The organism is Pseudomonas sp. BP8, assembly GCF_017875955.1.
GTDB lineage: Bacteria > Pseudomonadota > Gammaproteobacteria > Pseudomonadales > Pseudomonadaceae > Aquipseudomonas.
The window spans coordinates 5,757,511-5,776,472 of record NZ_JAGINK010000001.1; the positions used below are offsets into that span (position 1 = coordinate 5,757,511).

General features: G+C 64.1%; 20 protein-coding genes. 10 read left to right on the forward strand and 10 right to left on the reverse strand.

What is annotated here, in order from left to right:
• The 6 genes from J3B00_RS25265 (at window position 1) to J3B00_RS25290 (ending at window position 5,720) form a co-directional block, all read left to right on the forward strand.
• Window positions 1-852: a MaoC/PaaZ C-terminal domain-containing protein gene (locus tag J3B00_RS25265; protein WP_209875155.1), complete on the forward strand. Its 852-nt coding sequence runs from the start codon at window positions 1-3 to the stop codon at window positions 850-852.
• A gap of 63 nt (window positions 853-915) precedes the next feature.
• Window positions 916-1,221: a MazG-like family protein gene (locus J3B00_RS25270; protein ID WP_209873849.1), complete on the forward strand. Its 306-nt coding sequence runs from the start codon at window positions 916-918 to the stop codon at window positions 1,219-1,221.
• A complete protein-coding gene (locus J3B00_RS25275) occupies window positions 1,218-1,967 on the forward strand; it encodes a methyltransferase domain-containing protein (RefSeq protein ID WP_209873851.1) in 750 nt (249 codons plus the stop codon). Before J3B00_RS25270 ends, J3B00_RS25275 begins: the two co-directional genes overlap by 4 nt.
• A gap of 22 nt (window positions 1,968-1,989) precedes the next feature.
• On the forward strand, window positions 1,990-2,619 hold the full coding sequence (locus J3B00_RS25280; protein WP_209873854.1) for a DUF4136 domain-containing protein: 630 nt from the start codon (window positions 1,990-1,992) through the stop codon (window positions 2,617-2,619).
• Window positions 2,620-2,638: 19 nt separating this feature from the next.
• Window positions 2,639-3,199, forward strand: a complete 561-nt coding sequence (locus J3B00_RS25285) for a DUF4136 domain-containing protein (RefSeq protein WP_209873858.1) — start codon at window positions 2,639-2,641, stop codon at window positions 3,197-3,199.
• A gap of 574 nt (window positions 3,200-3,773) precedes the next feature.
• Entirely contained in the window at window positions 3,774-5,720 is a 1,947-nt protein-coding gene (locus J3B00_RS25290; protein ID WP_348635976.1) for a pilus assembly protein TadG-related protein, read from the forward strand.
• A 45-nt stretch (window positions 5,721-5,765) separates the two neighbouring features.
• On the opposite strand, the gene J3B00_RS25295 is transcribed toward J3B00_RS25290, so the two are convergent.
• Complete coding sequence (locus J3B00_RS25295; RefSeq protein WP_209873864.1) at window positions 5,766-8,396, reverse strand: PAS domain-containing sensor histidine kinase; 2,631 nt, start codon at window positions 8,394-8,396, stop codon at window positions 5,766-5,768.
• Window positions 8,393-8,833, reverse strand: coding sequence for a TadE/TadG family type IV pilus assembly protein (locus J3B00_RS25300; RefSeq protein ID WP_209873868.1), 441 nt, complete (start codon window positions 8,831-8,833; stop codon window positions 8,393-8,395). Before J3B00_RS25300 ends, J3B00_RS25295 begins: the two co-directional genes overlap by 4 nt.
• 90 nt (window positions 8,834-8,923) lie before the next feature.
• On the opposite strand from J3B00_RS25300, the gene J3B00_RS25305 reads away from it, so the two are divergent.
• Window positions 8,924-9,394, forward strand: a complete 471-nt coding sequence (locus J3B00_RS25305; RefSeq protein WP_209873877.1) for an A24 family peptidase — start codon at window positions 8,924-8,926, stop codon at window positions 9,392-9,394.
• Between the two features lie 118 nt (window positions 9,395-9,512).
• A complete protein-coding gene (locus tag J3B00_RS25310; protein ID WP_209873880.1) occupies window positions 9,513-10,289 on the forward strand; it encodes a response regulator transcription factor in 777 nt (258 codons plus the stop codon).
• On the opposite strand, the gene J3B00_RS25315 is transcribed toward J3B00_RS25310, so the two are convergent.
• The 8 genes from J3B00_RS25315 to cpaB all read right to left on the reverse strand — a co-directional run bounded on the left by J3B00_RS25315 (window position 10,286) and on the right by cpaB (window position 17,762).
• A complete protein-coding gene (locus J3B00_RS25315; protein ID WP_209873883.1) occupies window positions 10,286-10,546 on the reverse strand; it encodes a DUF3613 domain-containing protein in 261 nt (86 codons plus the stop codon). The genes J3B00_RS25310 and J3B00_RS25315 overlap by 4 nt on opposite strands.
• 127 nt (window positions 10,547-10,673) lie before the next feature.
• Window positions 10,674-11,351: a tetratricopeptide repeat protein gene (locus tag J3B00_RS25320; RefSeq protein WP_209873886.1), complete on the reverse strand. Its 678-nt coding sequence runs from the start codon at window positions 11,349-11,351 to the stop codon at window positions 10,674-10,676.
• 13 nt (window positions 11,352-11,364) lie between these two features.
• Window positions 11,365-12,252 (reverse strand): type II secretion system F family protein, encoded by an 888-nt coding sequence (locus J3B00_RS25325; RefSeq protein ID WP_348635988.1) that lies wholly within the window; start codon window positions 12,250-12,252, stop codon window positions 11,365-11,367.
• A 2-nt stretch (window positions 12,253-12,254) separates the two neighbouring features.
• Window positions 12,255-13,136, reverse strand: a complete 882-nt coding sequence (locus J3B00_RS25330) for a type II secretion system F family protein (protein ID WP_209873892.1) — start codon at window positions 13,134-13,136, stop codon at window positions 12,255-12,257.
• Complete coding sequence (locus J3B00_RS25335) at window positions 13,133-14,386, reverse strand: CpaF family protein (protein WP_209873895.1); 1,254 nt, start codon at window positions 14,384-14,386, stop codon at window positions 13,133-13,135. Before J3B00_RS25335 ends, J3B00_RS25330 begins: the two co-directional genes overlap by 4 nt.
• Window positions 14,383-15,573: a pilus assembly protein gene (locus tag J3B00_RS25340; RefSeq protein ID WP_209873898.1), complete on the reverse strand. Its 1,191-nt coding sequence runs from the start codon at window positions 15,571-15,573 to the stop codon at window positions 14,383-14,385. Before J3B00_RS25340 ends, J3B00_RS25335 begins: the two co-directional genes overlap by 4 nt.
• Window positions 15,570-16,814: a type II and III secretion system protein family protein gene (locus J3B00_RS25345; protein ID WP_209873902.1), complete on the reverse strand. Its 1,245-nt coding sequence runs from the start codon at window positions 16,812-16,814 to the stop codon at window positions 15,570-15,572. The genes J3B00_RS25340 and J3B00_RS25345 overlap by 4 nt, the downstream gene beginning before the upstream one ends.
• Before the next feature lie 18 nt (window positions 16,815-16,832).
• Entirely contained in the window at window positions 16,833-17,762 is a 930-nt protein-coding gene (gene cpaB, locus J3B00_RS25350) for a Flp pilus assembly protein CpaB (protein ID WP_209873905.1), read from the reverse strand.
• A gap of 282 nt (window positions 17,763-18,044) precedes the next feature.
• On the opposite strand from cpaB, the gene J3B00_RS25355 reads away from it, so the two are divergent.
• Together J3B00_RS25355 and J3B00_RS25360 are read left to right on the forward strand one after the other, a co-directional pair.
• Entirely contained in the window at window positions 18,045-18,233 is a 189-nt protein-coding gene (locus tag J3B00_RS25355) for a Flp family type IVb pilin (RefSeq protein WP_209873908.1), read from the forward strand.
• 44 nt (window positions 18,234-18,277) lie between these two features.
• Complete coding sequence (locus tag J3B00_RS25360) at window positions 18,278-18,685, forward strand: response regulator (RefSeq protein ID WP_209873911.1); 408 nt, start codon at window positions 18,278-18,280, stop codon at window positions 18,683-18,685.
• Window positions 18,686-18,962: the final 277 nt, after the last annotated feature.

Sequence of the window (18,962 nt, forward strand, 5' to 3'; positions counted from 1 at the left end):
ATGGAGCGTACCTGGCACGACCTGCACAGCCCCGACTCCAGCGCCAGCCTCTACCTGCGCGCGGTCGGCAAACGCAAGATCAGCGGCGACCGCTTGCCTGAAGCCGGCCTGCGCTGCTCGCTGAGGGTCCAGCCCGATAACCTGGCCGCCTACCGACGGCTCTGTCACTTCGTTGACAACGGCCGCCTGCCCGCCACCTACCCGCATGTCATGGCGTTCACCTTGCAACTGCAGTTGCTCACCGCGCCAGACTTCCCGTTCCCGTTGCTCGGCCTGGTCCACCTGCACAACAGCATCCAGATCCTGCGGCCATTGGGCGGCATCGACCGGCTGCGTTTTGCGGTGTATGCCGACAACCTCCAGGCACATGCCAAAGGCGGCACCTTCGACTTGATCACCGAAGCCGAGGATGGTCTCGGCCTGGTCTGGCGCGAGACCAGCCGAATGCTGGTGCGTGGCCTCAAGCTCGACAGCGGCGCCAGCGAAGCGGAAGAGGTCGAGCCCGATCACCTCGCCGAGGCGACGCGCTGGTACGCCGACGCAGGTATTGGCCGGCGTTATGCCAAGGTCTGTGGCGACTACAACCCGATTCACCTCAGCGCTGCGACGGCGCGGCTGTTCGGCTTCCCCAAGGCGATTGCCCACGGTATGTGGAGCAAGGCCATGGCGCTGGCCGCGCTGGATGGGCACCTGCCGCTGGCCGGCTTCGCCTTCGAAGTGGATTTCCGCAAGCCGGTGCGCTTGCCCTCGGAAGTCATTCTCAGTGCCAGTGCGGCAGGCCCCGAAGGCGCGCTGCGGCTCGATGGGCACGGCGGGCTGGTGCACATGGTCGGGCGCTGGCAGACGCTGTGATCGCTGCGGCCACTTGCTTTACATCAGGGCTAGCCGGAAGCTATGCGCCATAGGAGAGCCCTGATGAACCTGCAAGAACTGACCGAACGCCTGCACCAGATCCGCGACAATAACGACTGGCGCGGCTTCCACAGCCCCAAGAACCTGGCGATGGCCGCCAGCGTTGAAATGGCCGAGCTGGTGGAAATCTTCCAATGGCTGACTGAAGAGCAGTCGCGCCAACTGCCCGCTGACAAACTCGCCCATGCCGGCCAGGAAGTGGGCGACATCGTGCTTTACCTGCTGCTGTTGTGCAGTGAGCTGGGCCTGGACATGGACCACGTGGTGCGCGCCAAACTGGCCGACAGCGAAAGGCGTTTCGCCCGATGAACGACCGTCATTTCGATCAACTGGCCACCCGCTTCGCGGAAAAGATCTACGGCGGCGCCAAAGGCGCAATCCGCCTGGCGGTGCTGCAGGCCGACCTTGCCGAGACGCTGCCCGACCGACCTCTTCGGATTCTCGACATTGGTGCAGGCCTCGGCCATATGGCCCTGTGGCTGGCCGAGCGCGGTCACCAACTGACCCTCGCCGAACCCGCAGCACCGATGCTTGACGGCGCCAAGGCACGCTTTGCCGAGGCGGGCCAGAGCGCCACGTTCATCCAGGCGCCCTGGCAGGACCTGCTCGGCCAACTGACCGAGCCCTATGATGTGGTGCTGTGCCATGCCGTGCTGGAATGGCTCGCAGAACCCGAGAGCATCCTGCCCGTGCTGCACCAACTGACCGCCCCGGGCGGCTGGCTGTCGCTGGCGTTCTACAACCGTGATGCACTGGTCTACCGCAACCTGCTCAAAGGCCACTTCCGTAAATTGCGCAGCAATCACCTGGCCGGCGAGAAACAAAGCCTGACCCCGCAAAAACCGGTTGATCCGCGTGAGCTCAGGGCGCAACTTGAGCCGCTGTGGACGGTCGAAAGCGAAAGTGGTGTCAGGGTTTTCCACGACTATATGCCCAGGGAGTTCCAGGCCAAGGCCGAGTTGCTCGACCTCTTGGAAATGGAACTGGCCCACCGCCGTCATCCAAGCTTTGCCGGGCTGGGTCGCTACCTGCACTGGATCTGCCGACCGCGCTGACCTCACCCGCCGGGAGAACCGCATGCCCTACCGTTTGCTGTGCCTGGCCCTATTGCCTTTCGCCCTGGCGGCGTGCCAGGGCAGCAACCCCTATGTTGCCGCCGGCTCGATCCCGCCGGCACCTGCCCAGGCCGCCAGTACCTTCGACGCCAGTGCCTACCCGGCCCCGCCGCGCGATTATGGACGCTATCGCAGCTGGAGCTGGCGCAACGGCCAGTTGCCCAGCGGCAGCGCCAGCGCTGACCCGGCACAGTTGGCCGATGCAGTCAGTGGCGCGCTCGACCAGCATGGGCTGCGTCCAGCCCGCGGCAACAGCGCAGACTTGTTGGTGAGCGCCGACCTGCGTCTGGAACGGCGCCTGCGCCAGGTGCGCGATTACGACTACGATCCTTACTACGGCGGCTATCCGTATGGCAGCGTCGGCTATGGTGGCTACCGCAACGGCTATGGCGCCTACGGCAGCGTACCCATCGTGCGCACCTACGAAGTCGAAGTGATGGTGGTGCGCATTGACCTGTTCGACGCCCGCAACGGCCAGCCGGTATGGAGTGCCAGCGCTGAAAGCGGCAGTGGCAAGGACTCGCCCCGGGATCGCGAGAGTGCCCTGCGCGAATCCGTGCACAAGGCACTCAGCGGCTATCCTCCCAGTTAACGCTTAACGGAGAATCATCATGTTGCGCCGTCTCGTTGTGCTGTCCATTGCGCTGCTGCTTACCGCCTGCTCGAGCAATAACGTCCAGCAGGACTTCGACGCCAGTCGCGACTTTGCCGGCTACCGCAGTTGGGCTTGGCAAGATCCGGCCTTGCAGTACCGGCCGGATGATCCGCGGATCAAGAGTGATCTGACCGAACAGCGGATCCGCCAGGCGGTCACCGAGCAGCTTGACCAGCGTGGTTTGCGCCCGGTGCAGGGCAATGCCCGGGCTGACCTCAAGGTGCGCAGCTACCTGATCGTCGAGCAGCGCCAGCAGCAGATCACCACCAACTACGGTGGCGGCTGGGGTGGCTATTGGGGCGGGTACTGGGGCGGGCCGATGTATAACGAAACCCGCAGCGTCGACTACAAGGTGGCGACCATTCAGGTCGATATGTTCGATGGCCGTGACGGCAAGCTGGTCTGGCGCGGCAGTGCCGAGCAGATCATGAACAACTACCCGCCCAGTCCGCAGGAGCGCAATGCTGCGATCCAGAAGACCGTGGCTCAGGTGTTGAGTCAGTATCCACCGCGTTGAGCCTACCGGCCTCTTTGCGGGTTGTTGGGAGACATGATGTGTTGGCTTAGCTGGCTGGCTGGCTGGCTGGCTGGCTGGCTGGCTTAGGGATTGTGGGCTTATCCATTTGATGTGGTGGCGCCACTGGCCCCTTCCGCCCTTACGGCGGGTCACTTTTTTTCTTGGAAAAAAGTAACCAAAAACCGCTGGCTCCCACATACGGCCCTCCGCTGCGCTGCGGGTTCCCTCACTCCGGTCTCCTGAGGTCGCGAAGTTACGGGCGGCGTCTGGGCTGGCGTTGTCTTCGATAGTGGCAGATAGGGTGGATATTCGGGCCTCTTCGCGGGACAAGCCCGCTCCTACAGGTTCAGCGCAAATTTTGAATTCGGCGTAATCCCTGTAGGAGCGGGCTTGTCCCGCGAAGAGGCCGGTACTGCCAATGCAAATCGCAGGGCGCAACCCTGCCAGCCACCCCATCAAACGGATAAACCCCCACCCTCCAACCCCCACCCCAGCAGGCAACTTGCCACTACCTTGACTACACTCCAGCCACCGCCGCCACGCTGCATGGCTAATGGTCGGCAAAGGAGTGCCCGTGGTTACCCGTTCCGCTGTGCGCCAACGGGGTGCGATCGGCTTGTTCGCCGCGATCACCCTCGGCATGGCCCTGCTGTTCATGCTGTTGATCGTCGATAGCGGCAGGCTCTACCTGGAGCAACGCAAGCTGCAGCGCATCGCCGACATGGCCGCCCTCGAAGCAGCAGGGCAATACGCCGTGTGTACCGGCATTGGCCCGCAAGCAACAGCCATCGCCCGGGGAGCAGCCACGCGCAACGGCCATGCACCACTCGCCCCCCTGCAAGCCAGCTGCGGCTTCCTCCAGACCGGCGCCAACAGCATGCGTTTTTTTACCAGCGACATCACCCGCAGCGAAGCGATCAAGGTCGATGTCCGGCATACAGTGGCGACCAGCATTGCCGCCGGCGTATTCGCTTTGGTTGAGGACGGCAACTTGCCAACCACGACAACCCTGCACGCCAGCGCAGTCGCCGCCAAACCGCTGCCCCCACAGGCCATGCTGCGCATCCGAACAACCCTGGTCAGTGTCGACTCGCGGCAGTCGGTGCTGCTCAACGGCCTGCTCAGTGCATTGGGCAGTAGCGCACAACTGGACCTGGCCGGCTGGAAGGGCATCGCCGCCACCGACATCAACCTGCTCAAGTACCTCGATCAACTGGCCATCGAGCTGGATCTGACCGTGGGCGACTATCAGCAGTTGCTGCGCGCCGATGCCACAGTTACCAAGCTGCTCGACGCGGCCGTCAAGGTACTGCAGCAAAGTGGCGCCGCTGCCGAAGTGGTCACCAACCTGGGCAAACTCGCCTTGGGCAGTGCCAACGGCACCGTGCTGCAACTGGGCGATCTGCTCGACATCCAGAACGGCACTGCCCAGGCCGGCCTGGATACCAGCATCCAGTTGCTGCAACTGGTGCAAGGCGTGATCCAGCTGGCAGCCAGCGAAAGCGCGGCCACCGCCGACTTGCCGATCAGCGTGCTCGGCCTGGTCAATGGGCGGGTGCGGATAAAAGTGATCGAGCCACAGCAGATTTCCGCAGTAGGTGATCCGACCAAGGATGCGCTCGAAGTACATACCGCGCAGATCAGGGCGATGATTTCGCTGGACCTGCCGCTGCTGACAGGCCTGGGTAACCTGTTGAACGCTGTGCTCGACCTTGCAGCTCCGCTGACCAATGTCGTCAATAACCTGCTCAGCCTGAACCTGGGCGCCACTTTGAATTCAGTGGTGTGCCTGCTGGGAGTGCCGTGCGACATCATCAGCGTCAAGCTTCTGGATACCCAGGTGCACATCGATGTCGGGCTTGAGGTGGCCGAGGCAAGCACGCGGCTCGATCCAGCGGCAAAAGATACGTTCAGTTGCTCGCCGAAAAGCCTCAAGACCATGACACGCAAGTCGGCGGTGAAGCTGGCAGTGGGCAAGTTCGAATCGCCCGATGCGTTCTTCAAAGATGGCACCACGGCGGTCAAGGCACTGCCTTTGATAGATATCGGCAGTCAGCGTTGCACCAAATTGTTGGTCCTGGGCACATGCGCTGCTCGTGTCCCCTACACCGGCGGCGGTATCGGTATACGTGTGGACAGCAAGGTACTCGGCAGTGGGCCGGTTGATACCGCACTATTGTTCAGCAACGTCAGTCAGCCCCCTGACATTGGCCTCGAACCTGCCTACTTGAAGATGGCCGATACACTGGTGGTAGCGAGCTTGAGCGACACGCTCATGGGTGTTCATCTTGAAGCCTTCAAACCCACGGCCAATAGCGGCTTGGGTCAGATCATGGTACTGACCGCCGGCCTCCTCGACACGGTCAAGAACATCCTCCAGCCGGTCATCAAGGGCCTGCTCAGCAACTTGCTCGACCCCTTGCTTAACGGCCTGCTCAAGGTCCTCGGCATCGACCTTAACCAAGCCGAAGTAGGCGCAAACCTGACCTGTTCCAGCGGGCATGCCGAACTGGCACTCTAGGCTCAGCAATGCTGGGGCCGCTGCGCGCCCCAGCCATCGAAAGTGCTAGCCCAGAACCGGCAGACTGATACAGAAACACGCCCCCTCCCCCCGATTCTCGACCCCCAGGCTGCCCCCCATGGCCAAAACAATGCCATGGCTGACCGACAACCCAAGCCCGGTCCCGACCCCAGCCGGCTTGGTAGTAAAGAACGGCTCGAAGATCCGCTCCAGCAACAACGGGTCGATCCCGCCGCCGTTGTCCTCCACCCACAGCATCACCTGCCCTGCGGCAACGCTCTGGCGCACGCTGATTCGGGCCGGCCTAGCACCCTGGTGCAACATCGCATCACGCGCGTTGACCAGCAAATTGATCAACACCTGCTCCAACTGATCCTGATGGCCCAGCACCTGCGGCTGTTCAAGGGGCGGCTCGACCTGCAAGATCACGCCCTTGCCACGCAGCCCTTCTTCGAGCAACGCCACCGCCCCCTCCACCGCCGCCCACGCCGCGAAACGCTCGCGTTCCACCGCTGAGCGCCGGCCGAATACCCGCATGTGCTCCACCAGGCGCGCCGCACGCTCGACCTGGGCCTCGATGCGGCGCAGTTTTTCCAGAAGATAAGCCGGTTCAGCGAGCCCGCTCTCCAGCCGTTTCATGGCATTGGCGGCCGCCATGCGCATCACGTTCAGCGGCTGGTTGAGTTCGTGCATCAAGCCTGTGGCCAGCTCGCCCAAGGTCGCCATCTTGGCCCCTTGCAGCAGCTGCTGTTGGCTGCGCCGCAGCTCGGTGTTGTCACGGCCGACCGCCTGGATTTCCAGCAAGCGGCCGTGCTCGTCGAACAGGCCACGGTCGGCCCAGATCCACCAGGCGTGCTCACGCCCAGGCAGTTGCAGGCAGATCTCGGCATTGCTCATCGGCTGTTGCGGGGTCAGCGCCTGCAGGCGCTGCACAAACGCCTCGCGCTGGCTTGGCGAGAGCCACTGACCGAGGTTCATGCCCACCAGTTGCTGCGGGGTGCAGTGCAGGTAATCGGCCAACGGCCGGTTACCAAACACCAGGCTCAGGTCTGGCCGATAACGGCAGATCATCGCCGGAGAATCCTCCACCAGCACCCGGTAGCGCTCCTCGCTCTGGCGCACCCGCTCGGCCGCTTCAGTGGCCTCGCTGACATCCAGCCACAGCCCGACCACCTCCACCGGTTGGCCAAGGTCATCGCGCAGCAAACGCGCTTCGTCGAGAATCCAGTGATAACCGCCACGGCTGTCGCGCAGACGCAGGCGGCAGCGCACCTGGCCATCACGCAACAGGCTGCGGGTCCGTTCCAGCCACAACGACTGGTCGTCCGGGTGCACCGCCAAGCCAGGCTGGCGGGCCTGTTCACCGTCGCTGCTCCAGCCCAGCAGGGGCATCAGGCTGGCGCTGAAGAACTCACTGTGCAAGGCGCCCTCGAGGCAGCGCTGCACATAGATCACCGCAGGCGAACTGGCGATCAGGTTTTCCAGCCGCGCCCGTGCCGCGCCGGTCTGCAGTTCCTGCGCCTTGAGCGCACTGATGTCGAGCATGAAACCGCGCAAGCGCCGCCCCTGCAACTGCCCGGCCCAATGCAACCAGCGCTGGCCATCGGCGTGCGGCAGGCGCACCGTGAGGCTCAGTTCGCGGCCCGCCCAAGCCTGCTCCAGGGCCAGTTGCACCGGCTCACGATCCGCCGGATGCAGCCGTGCCAGACACTGCTCGAGGCTGACCAGTTGCGCCAGTTCAAGGCTCGCGGCCAGGGTCGGGTCGAGCTGCAATTGACCCTGCTGCGGCCACTCCCACCAACCGGCGCCGAGTTGCTGTTGCAGCTCGTCGAGGTGCCGCGCCTGGTGCACGCTGCGGGCATGGTGCAGACGGCCCAGCAGCGGCTGGACGAGGGCCTGCACCAAAGCTTGCGCGCTGGCGTTGACCGGCGTCGCCTGACCACCGGCGCAAAGCAGCCAGGCCTGTACATCGCAGCCTTGGCGATAAGGCACCAGGGCTAACGAGGTGCTTGCGCACAGCGCGACCAGCTCAGGCGGCAGCTCGCGGGCGGACATCGCCTGTGGCTTGAGGTGTGCCAGCCAGGGCTGCAAGCGCTCATCGTCAGGCCACGGCCAGGCGTCATCGCTGCTGGCATAGCTGCGCCATTGCCCGCCCTCTTCCAGCAGCAACCGCAGCGCGGCGCCCTGCCAGTGACTGGCCAGGCCCTGCAACTGCTCGCCCACCGCGTCGCGCAGATGCGCTTCGCCACACTCGCGCAGGGCATGGCTCATCTGCATGGCCAACTGCTGCTCAGCCTGTTGCTGGCTGCCGTTGACACGCTCGCGGAGCAGATCGCCGATATCGAACAGCTGCAACATCCAGCCCTGCCCCTGACGCATCAGCCAGCCACGGGTGTGCAGCGCACGGCCCAATACGCCCTGAAAATCAAGATCGAGCGGCTGCCCCTGCCAATCCGCAGGGTCCCCCTCGAGCACCAGCCAACTGTGTGGTTGCAGGTAATCATGCAGCCGTCGCGCACCCTGCGCAGGCAAGGCCAGCAGGCTGCGCAGCGGGCCCGAGAAGCGCAGGACTCGCGCCTGATCATCGAGCCAGACCTGCAAGCCAATTGCAGCCGGTGGCTCGGCGTCGGCCAAGGTCAACGGCGCCGCACGCCAACGATCGAACAGGCCGCTCACAGCTGCAGGCTCGCTTCGGCCTTGAACCGCGCAGGCAACTGCGGCACTTCACCGATCAACGGCAAGCGCAGCACCGGCACCACACTGGTCAGGCTTGCCCGGGGGTAGTCGATCGTCACCGTGAGCAGTTTGTCGACCATCGCGACCCTGACATGGCGGGCGGCGCTGAAGCCCAGGGCTGCCGGCATCCAGTTCAGTTGCTGGTCGATCACCTGGCGGGCCAGGGCCTGCATGTCAGCGTCATAGCTGGCGCTGGTCGGGTCGAGCGCGACGCAGCGGCGCACCGCCTCGCTGCTGGCCTGGTTGAACGATTGCAGCATGAGCATGGGCAGCGCATAGCTGACCAATCCGTAAAAAATCGCAAAAAACACCATGAATACAGCGACAAACTCGATGGCTGCTGCGCCTTTTTGCCGTCCTGCCGGGCTTGCTTGCATGTTCGCGTCTACCCTGACTATGAAACACAGACTTATCAAACCTGAAACACAGCATAGATCCGTTCAACGAATAGGGATGGCGATTTGCCAATGCAAAGCATTGTTCTCTTGATGTGGCTTGCCTTGTGTACAGAACAGGATGTCCGTGAACGGCAGATTTCCAACACCCTGACCTTGGGTGTCGGCGCCTGCGCGCTGGCCTGGCTGTTCGTTACCGGGCACAGTTGGATCGGGGCCGAGGCCACTGATGCTGGCTGGGCCCTGGCCGTGGTCATGCTGCTCACCCTGCCCGGCTACATGCTCGGGCGCTTTGGTGCCGGCGACGTCAAGCTGATGGCGGCACTGGCCTTGGCCACCAGCCATCAATACGTGCTCGGCACCTTTATTGGCGCGGGCATCGCCGTACTGCTGTGGATGCTGACCCGGCGCCGGCTGTGGACCCTGCTCAACCCCAAAGTCAAAAAACGCCTGCAAGCCCTGGCCGAGCAGGTCGGCGACAAGCAACCCTTCGCCCCTTACGTACTGGCCGGTTTTTTACTCACATCGGTGTGGATCCAATGAGTGACCATGTGGTCGGATAACCTGTACCGCCCTTGTACATAACCGCAAAGTGGGACTACTTTCTAACCCGTGAGAGTGTCTGGCACGGGAGCGGGGCGAATTGAACAGGGAGTTGAACGTGAACAGATCGCAGAGTGAGGTAAAGATCCTGGTAGTCGACGACCAGGCAGTCATAGTCGAAGAACTGTGTGAATTTCTCGAAAGCAGCGGCTATGCCTGCGTGGCCGCGGACTCGACAGCCAAGGCCATCGAGCGCTACCAGGCCGACGAAACGATCGGCCTGGTCCTGTGCGACCTGCACATGCCCGAGCGCGATGGCATCGAGTTGGTCCGCGCGCTCAAGAACATGACCGGGCGCCAGCGTATGTTTGAAGCCATCCTGCTGACCGGCCGCGCCGACAAGCAGGATGTGATTCGCGCCCTGCGCGAAGGGTTCGCCGACTACTACCAAAAGCCGGTGGACCTCGATGAACTGCTCGAGGGCGTACGCCGCCAAGAGCAGGCATTGCTCGAGCGGCGGCGCAACTTCCGCGATCTGGGCAGCCTCAACCAGCGCCTGCAGTACCTGGCGGAATCCATCGATGACCTCTACCAGGACCTGGAAAAAGCCCGCGGGCAAGGTGTGCACCGGCGTGCCGGCGATGTCGAAGAGGGTGAAGCCGAACTGCCAGCGGTGTTCGACAAGCTCTCGCCGCGCCAGCTCGAAGTGGCCAAGCTGGTCAGCAAGGGCAAGACCAACTACCAGATTGCCTGCGAGCTGGGCATCACCGAGAACACGGTCAAACTCTACGTGTCGCAGGTGTTGCGCCTGACCCACATGCACAACCGCACCCAGTTGGCCCTGGCGCTTACCCCCCGATCATCCCCGGTGCACCAGCGCTTCGCCACCCACTAGTTGTCCTCGGCACCGCTCTTCACCCAGCGGAAGAAGTCCGGGATCTGGTACTTGTAGGTCTCAAGCCAGCGATGCATGGATTGGTCGCGCTCGCTGGCAGTCTGGATCTGCAAGGTGGACGAGGCTTGCTGGTTGCTCGATTGCAGCCGCAGCAGCGCCTCGGTGGCGGTTTCCGGCGGTCGTTGATAAGACGGCTCGACCGCCAGCGCCGCCATGGACGCTGAGATACCGGCCAGCAGGATCATCTGTTTGAGCATGGGTGTTGTCTCCTAATCCGTGCAATAACCGCCAACTGAATGATGTCCCCACCCCCTGTAGGAGCGGGCTTGCCCCGCGAAGAGGCCAGCCCGGCCAATCCGGAAAGCGGTCCAGTGCCCTCTTGCGTCAACCCACCGGCATCGCAGTGCGCCCGATCGACTTCAACTGCTTGGCCCGCGCCTGCGCTTCGGCGAACTGCTGCGGCTTGAGGCGCAAGCGCGCGACCAGGTCAGTCGCTTGCTGCCAGTTGTCCTGCAGCAGCGACAAGGTCACCAGGTTGACCGCCGGCAGCGGGTTGTCATCCTTCAGTTCGATCGCCGTAAGAAACTCGAACCGCGCCTGCTCATGCTTGCCCAGGTTCATCAGCACCACGCCAAGGTCATTGCGCACTTTCTCGTCGGTGGGCGCCAGGCGCACGGCTCGCTGCAGGTTCTGCAGGGCTTGCGCATCATCACCGCGCGCCGCCGCGAGCTGCCCCAGGCCATGCTCGCCTTCTGCCGCCAGGCAGCCACCGAGCAAGCTGCGATAGAGCGGTTCGGCCTCACTGCGGCCAAGCAGGCGCAGCACCTTGGCCTTGCGCAAGCGAACCTGGTCCATGCTCTCGGGCAATTCCTGCAGGTGCGCCAGGCTGGCATGCGGACGGCCATCCTTGAGCATCTCGTCCGACAGGTTGAGCGCCAACTGCTGGTCGCTATCGGGCTTGGCGCAGTTGCCACCGCCCAGCAGGTGCGCCAAGCCTGCAGGCGACTGCCCGGCACAACCGCTCAGCGCCAACAGCGCCATCAGCATCCCTAGTGTTCTCATCGCCACCTTCCCCTCACGATCCCAACGCCCGCGCCAACGCGGTCAGGCCCGGCCCGGCCAGAACAATCAGCAGGGCCGGGAACAGAAACACCATCATCACCGCCGACATCTTCGCCGACATCTTCGATACCCGCTCCTGCAGGTGGGTCAGGCGGCGGTCATCGAGCAGGGTCTTCAGTGCCTGCAACGACTTCATCGCGCCACTGCCCTGGACCAGCAACTGACGCAGGATCACGCAGGTATCAATCAATTCTTCCACCGCCAGCAGCTCAGCGGTCTTCTCCAGCTCGGCCGCCAAGGCCATCCCCGAGTCAACCCGTTGCAGCACCAGGCGCAGCTCTTCACTGATTTCCGGCAGCAGCGTGCGCCCCTCCTGGCTCAGCACGCGCAACGACTGCTCGACCGTGAGCCCGGTTTCAAACAGGATCCGCAGCAACGGAATCAGCAGGCTCACCTCGAGGCCGATACGTCGCTGGCGGCGTGCGGCCGCCAGCGCCAGCAACCGCTTGGGCAGCAGATAGCCGATGCCCAGCGCGCACATCGGCAGCACCAGCCAATGGCCGAGCCAGGCGCCGATCACGCCATGCTGAAGCAGCAGCGCCAGCCCTACTGTTAGCACCGGCAAGCCCAGCTGCAGCGCGGCGAACAGCGCTCGTTGGCGACTGCGCCGCCAGCCCACCCGGTCGAGCAGGGCCTGGGTTTCGCCATCGAGCGTTTGCAGGCGCCGGCCCAGGCTGCTGCTGCCCAGCCAGTGCAGCCAGTCGCCCAGGCGTTCTTCGCGGGCCATTTGCCCCTGTAGCCGCCGCGCGATCAGCAGCCGTGTGCGCAGCTGGCGCATCAGCTGCGCGCTCAACAAGCCAATCGCCGCCAGCAGACACAGGGCAAACAGCAGCCAGGCGATCATCACAGGCTCCTCATCATGCGCCACAGCACCAGGCAGCCGAGCGCCTGGAAGGCAAAGGCCAGCAACAGCAGGATCTGCCCCTGGCTGTCGCGCCACATGCCCAGCAAGTACGTCGGGTTACCGAACAGGAAGTAGCCGACCATGAACAACGGCAGCGCGCCGAGGATCCACGCGGTTACCCGGGTTTCACCGGTCATCGCCTTGAGCTGGCGCGCGCCTTGCTCGCGCTCACGGATCAGCTTGATCAGGTTTTCCAGCAATTCGCTGGCGTTGCCGCCGTATTGCTGGTTGATACGCATGCCCAGGGCGAGCAGGCGCAGTTCGTCCTGGTCGTACAGTTCGGCCAGCTCGCTCAAGGCGACATCCAGCGCCACGCCCAGGCGCACGTTGCGGCGCACCCGCTCCATGGCCGAACGCAGCGGCTCACGGGCACCGTCGATACCCCCCAGCACCGAGTCGTTCAAAGTTCGCCCGGCCTTCAAACTGCGCACACTGAAGTCGAGCAGGCTGGGCAACTGCTCGATGATCAGACGCAGGCGCCGCCGATAGCGCCAGCTCAGGTACAGGCGGCCGAGCACTGGCACACCGATCACCATCATCAGCGCACCGGCCCAGCCGGCCAACAGTTGCCCCACCAGCACCAGGCCGATCCAGCCCAGCAACCAGGCCTTGGCATTGAACTGCGCGGTGTCCAGCCCGGCCCGCAGCAGCAACGGGTCGAACCAGTCGCGGCGAGCCTTGCCCGAGCGCACGGCGAGGTAGGCACGGCCCAGGCGCTGGAGAATGCGTTCCTCGCCGCGCTTGTACAGGCCCAAGCGATACAGCAGCAGCGAGGCGCCCAACAACAGCGGCGACAGCGCCAGCAGCAGCGGGCCGCTCACAGCACACCTTCGTTACGCAGTTTGGCTCCGGCCGGGTTTGGCGCTTCGCGTACAAACACATCGCCGCGCCGGTCGAGACGGAACAGGGTATTGGTGACGTAGACGTCATCACGCACGCCAACCACTTCCAGCACCTCGCTGACGCAGCGCCGGCCATCCGCCAGGCGGGTCAACTGGATGACCACGTCGAGGGCGGCGCAGAGCATCTGGCGCAAGGTCTTCTCGGCGATCTGCTTGCCGCTCAGGCCGACCAGGGTTTCCAGGCGCAGCAAGGCATCCTGGGCCGTGTTGGCGTGCACCGTGCTCATCGAGCCGTCATGCCCGGTGTTCATCGCCGTGAGCACATCGAGCACTTCGGCGCCGCGGATCTCGCCCAGCAGAATGCGGTCAGGGCGCATCCGCAAGGCATTGCGAATGAGGTCGCTGGACTTGATCTCACCATGCCCTTCGACGTTCGGCGGGCGTGTCTCGAGGCGCACCACATGGGGGTGGTTGAGTTGCAGTTCGGCAACGTCTTCGATGGTCACCAACCGCTCATGCGGGGCAATCATCTGGCTGAGAATGTTCAGCAACGTGGTCTTGCCGGTACCGGTGCCGCCGCTGACCAGGATGTTGCAGCGCCGCCCCACGGCACGCTCGAGAAACTCCAGGATGCCCTGGTCGATGGCGCGGGTGGCAAGCAGGTCGGCGCTTTTCAGCATGTCGCTGCGAAACTTTCGAATAGACAGGCACGGCCCGTCCAGCGCCACCGGCGGAATGATCGCATTGACCCGGCTGCCATCGGGCATGCGCGCATCGACCATCGGCGACGATTCATCCAGGCGCCGCCCCAACGGCGCCAGAATGCGCTGCATGACCCGCTCGACATGGTGGGCGTCGATGAAGCGCAGGTCGGTCAGTTGCAGCAGCCCGGCCCGCTCGACAAACACCCGGTACGGGCCGTTGACCAGGATCTCGGTGACGCTGGGGTCGCGCAGCAGTACTTCCAGCGGGCCATAGCCCGTCAGCTCGTCGACCAGTTCTTCGGCCATGCGCTCCATCTCGTAGCGCGACAGGGCCAGGCGCAACCGCGCGACATAGTCGCCAACCTGCTCGAAGACGAACTGGGTCAGGGCTGGCCGCGCGCCTTCGAGCAGGTTGCGCCCACTGTCTTCGATGCTGTCGATGACATGGTGGTGCAGCGCGCGCTTGAGCGCCTGCGACTCGCTCGGCGCATGCCGCGCGCCGCCGAACGGTTCGTCGCCGCTCACTTGCTCCCCCAGAGGCGGCGCAGCCAGGTCAGGGTCGGTGTTTCGAGGCCTTCCGAGCGCCGCGCCAGGCGCTCGCCCAAGGTTTGCAGGGCCTGCGTCAGGTTTTCCCGAGGCGCGACCTCGAACAGGCTCAGCCCTTGATTCTTGGCACTCAGGCGTACCTCCGGGCTGTACGGCAGGGCTTTGAGCAGCGGCAGACCATAGCGCTTGGCCAGAGCATCGGGATCGGGCGCCACGTTGCGCAGGTAGCGGTCGACCAGCAGGCTGGCGTGGTCCAGCTTGAGGCCGCGATCACGCCATTGCTCAAGGACTTCCAGGTTACGCCGGCAGTCGATGATGTTCTGGTCGGTATAGACGATCAGCTTGTCGCAGTGGGTGACGATGGTGCGCAAGGCTTCACTGTCGGCCTGCCCGGCAAGGTTTACCACGATGTGCTGGAAGTGCTGGCGCAGGGCGCTGAGCAACATGTACAGCTCGGCCGGGCTGGTCTTGCGCAGAAGGTCGTCGGGCTCGGCATAGGCGAGGATGCGCAGGCCACTCTTGTCGCGGGTAAAGGCGCTGTCGATCAGCGTGGCATCCAGCCGGCGCAGATGGCGCAAGGCATCGCCGAAAAAGAACGACGCTTCCAGCCCAAGCAAGGCCAGGCTGTCGCCGCGCGGCAGGCCGAGGTCGAGCAGCAGGGTCTGTTGGCCGCTGTCCTGCACCACCCGCGCAAGGTGCGTGGTCAACAGCGCACCGTCGGCACCGCGCTGGGCACCGTAGAGTACGCTCAGGCCGCCCAGGCTGGGGTTGCTGGTGACGGTGGGCAGGCGCTTGCTCAGCCGCCGCACCAGCCCTGCCACTTCACTGGCCCGCGAGCCGTAGGCGACGAAGTCACGGGCGCCGGCGCGCATTGCATGCAGCACCAACTGGTTGTCCAGGCCATCGCCGAGGGCGACGATCGCCAGCATCGGCTTGGCTTCCAGCACGCCCTCGATCAAGGCGCACTGACTGACCAGCTGTTCACGGTCCAGGCCAATGAACAGCAGGTTACTGAAGGTGACGTCGACCAACGCCAGCAGCTCGTCGAGGTTGCCGGCACTGGCGCCGATCACCTGGCCGTTCGAGGCCAGGGCACCCTGCAGCCAACTGAGGTCTTCTTCGTTGCGGGTAATCGCCAGGTAGGTCTGATTCAGGCTCTCGCTCATCGTGATAACCCGCTACGGCCATCGAAGTTGCCGTTTTCCAGGAAGAACAGCTGGCCCCAGCTGGGGTCGTAAGTGCGCAGGTTTTCGCCGGGCAGCTCTGGCAGACGCGCATTGACTGCCAGCGGCTGGACCAGGTGCGGGGTGACGATCATCAGCAGCTCGGTGTCTTCGCGCTGGATGCCCGACTGGCGAAACAGCGCACCGATGATCGGCAGGCTGCCCAGCCCTGGGAGCTTGTCGACCGACGAGCGGGTGTTGCTGCTGACCAGGCCGCTGATGATGAAACTCTCGCCATCGGCCAGGGAAATACTGGTGTCGGTACGCCGTACACTCAGGCCCGGTACCAGGGTGCCGGCGATGTTCACCGCGTTGTTGTAGTCCAGCTCGCTGACTTCCGGCGCAACCTTGAGGGTGATGCGGTCGCGGCTGATCACGGTAGGGGTCAGCGCCAGGCGTACACCAAACTCTTTGTACTCGATCGAGACGTTGTCGCTACCGGCGCTGGGCACCGGGATCGGGATTTCGCCGCCGGCCAGAAAGCTTGCGGTCAGGCCGCTGAGCACGGTCAGGCTGGGGCGCGCCAGGGTATAGGCGAAGCCGCTGTTTTCCAGCGCACTGATCGCCGCCAGGAAGCGGCTGCTGCCGCCACCCCAGACGATGTTGAAGACGTTGTCATTGAGCGGGATTGCCGGGCGCAGGCCAGACGCCCCGCCCGGGGTGACGTTGACCCCCGGCACGGTACCGGGCGAGCCGATCACGCTGTTGTTCGAGCCGCTGAAGAACAACCGCGCACCGGCTTCCTTGAGCTTGGTCCGGCGCACCTCGACGAAGCGGATGTCGGCCTGCACCTGGGTCGGCAGCTGGTTGTCCTGCGAGGGCAGCAGCGCGCCAGGAGCCATGTCGACGCTGGCCTGGCCCTTGACGAACAGCATCGCCCGATGTGGCGCCGGCGCACAGGCGGTCCACAGCATCAGGCTGGTGCTGCCTGGGGCAACGGCGGTAATCAGCACCGCACGGTCGCCGCTGGGCTGCACGTCGGCGACCTTCGGCTCACCGACGGCTGCGCGGCTGATCGCCAACGGCAGGCGCAGCTCCTGTTGCAGGCCCTGGTCTATCTCGATCACCGAGGGCAATTCGGCAAACGCCGAGCAGCCTCTGTCTGCCGCCTCGGCGCTGGAACACGCGGCGAGCAGCGCCACGGCGAGGCACAACGGTGTGAACATCCGCGCGGAACTACGCATGGCTGCATCCTTGCTGGGTCAGGGTGTCTTGGTCGGATCGTTGGCCTGGGCGCCGCGAATGATCTGCATGCCAGGGGCCGCGCCGGTGGCGACCGTCTTGGCCATGGGCACCTGGGACAACTGGCTGAAACGGAACAGCTCGCGGTTGGCACTCTCCACCTGCGGCTTGGCCTGGGGGTTGGCCCAGTAGCCGGCCAGCAGCTGTTCATCGGCGCTGCGTACGGCCAGGCGCAAGCTGCCCGCTTGAGCGGCCAGCATCAGCCGGCTGGCCAAGGCTTCGGGCACGGCCAGGGCCACGGTACGCGTGGCGTTGCCCGACTGGCGGTAAGCCTGCTGTTCTTCAGCGGTTTGCGCGGGCCGGCCGTCATTGGCCAGGCCGGTCTGCTCGCCGACACTGAGCACGCGCAGGGCAGGCAGCACGACCTGTGCAGAAGACTGCGGGTTGTTGTTTTCTTCGCGCAAGAACAACAGCACATCGACATAGTCGCCGGGGCGCAGTTGCCCGGCCGCACCAATCACTTCGTCGACGGCCAGCGCCACGGCACGCTCGTGGCGGCGGATCATCCGCGCCAGCGGGCCGCCCGCCTGGAAGCTGTTCTCGTCGAGCCAGGCGCCCTTGAGCAAGGGCCGCGCACTGCTGCGTCCAAGCACTTGTTCAAGCGTGGCGAAGGCACCCTCGGGGACCACCTGCAACCGCTCGATCAGTACATCGTCCTCGCCCAAAGGCGTGTTCGCGGCTACATCCCGACGCAATACGACCAGTGGCGAACGACGTGGCTCATCGAGCTGAATTGGCGCCGGTGCAGCCACCGGCTGCGCTGCGGCTTCGGCCGTGGGGGCTGGCGCTACCGGTGCAGGTGGACGACTCAGGGTCAGCCCCCAGTAGCCCGCGAGCAATGCAGCAAGTAGAAACACTCCGGCAAGAATCATGCTCAAGCGACTGCTCATTACCGCTCTCCCGTCCTGGAAGCATGATGGCAAAAAGTAACTATTTCGCTATTGCACGGTAGTCCAGAGCGGATATTTCGCCATGAGCAGGGCATGCAATTTCCAGCCAGGGAATTGACGCTCATATAAAACATGAACTTACCCGCGTTCCGCTCACCCCCTACTTTGTGATTAACGCCTTGTTACATTTGCAGGTCGCCACAGGTTGACGATGCTCTGATGGCAAAGGGGTATCACTGCAGTGCCCCGAACACCCGCGCCAATGGCGCCAGGAGATGTGCCATGTTGCTGCTTAAGATCTATGTCCAGTGCAAGACTTTTCTGCAAAGCAAGGAAGGAGCCTCGGGTATCGAATACGCGGTGATTGCGGCGATGGTGGCCGTGGCGTTGGCGGCGTTTGTGACGCCTATCTCGACGCAAGTGACGGCGTTGATGACCACCATCCAGAACGCGATTACTCCTACACCATAATATTTACTGTCTGATCTGCAATGCCATAAACCCAGGAGCTACCAATGCAGAACTCTTCCTTGCGTCAGCAGATTCTTCTGGTCGACGACGAGGAAGAGGCATTGCAGGAACTGGCCGAACTGCTGGAAAACGAAGGTTTTCACTGCCACACGGCAACCTCGGTGAAAGCTGCCTTGCAGCTACTTACCCGTCATCCTGATGTGGCTCTGGTCATCACTGATCTGCGCATGCCCGACGAGAGCGGCATCGCCCTGATCAAACGCCTGCGAGACCACACCGCTCGCCAGCACCTGCCGGTCATCGTCATGTCTGGCCATGCCGACCTGGACGACGTCAGCGACCTGCTGCGGTTGCATGTGCTGGATCTGTTTCGCAAACCCCTCTATCACGCCCGCCTGCTGGAGACCCTTGATAACCTGTTTCCTGCACCGAGGATGCAGGCAGTCAGGTAAATCATTGTTCGTCTGGGCCGGCCTCTTCGCGGGGCAAGCCCGCTCCTACAGGGACGGCGCCGCCCTCACCAACACCCCCCCACCTGCAGGAACGGGCGTGCCCCGCGAAGAGGCCCGCCCAGCCCACACCCGCCCTCACCGACACCACCCCACCTGTAGGAGCGGGCTTGTCCCGCGAAGAGGCCCGCCCAGCCCACACCCGCCCTCACCGACACCACCCCACCTGTAGGAGCGGGCTTGCCCCGCGAAGAGGCCGGTCAGGACGTACACCTCTCGT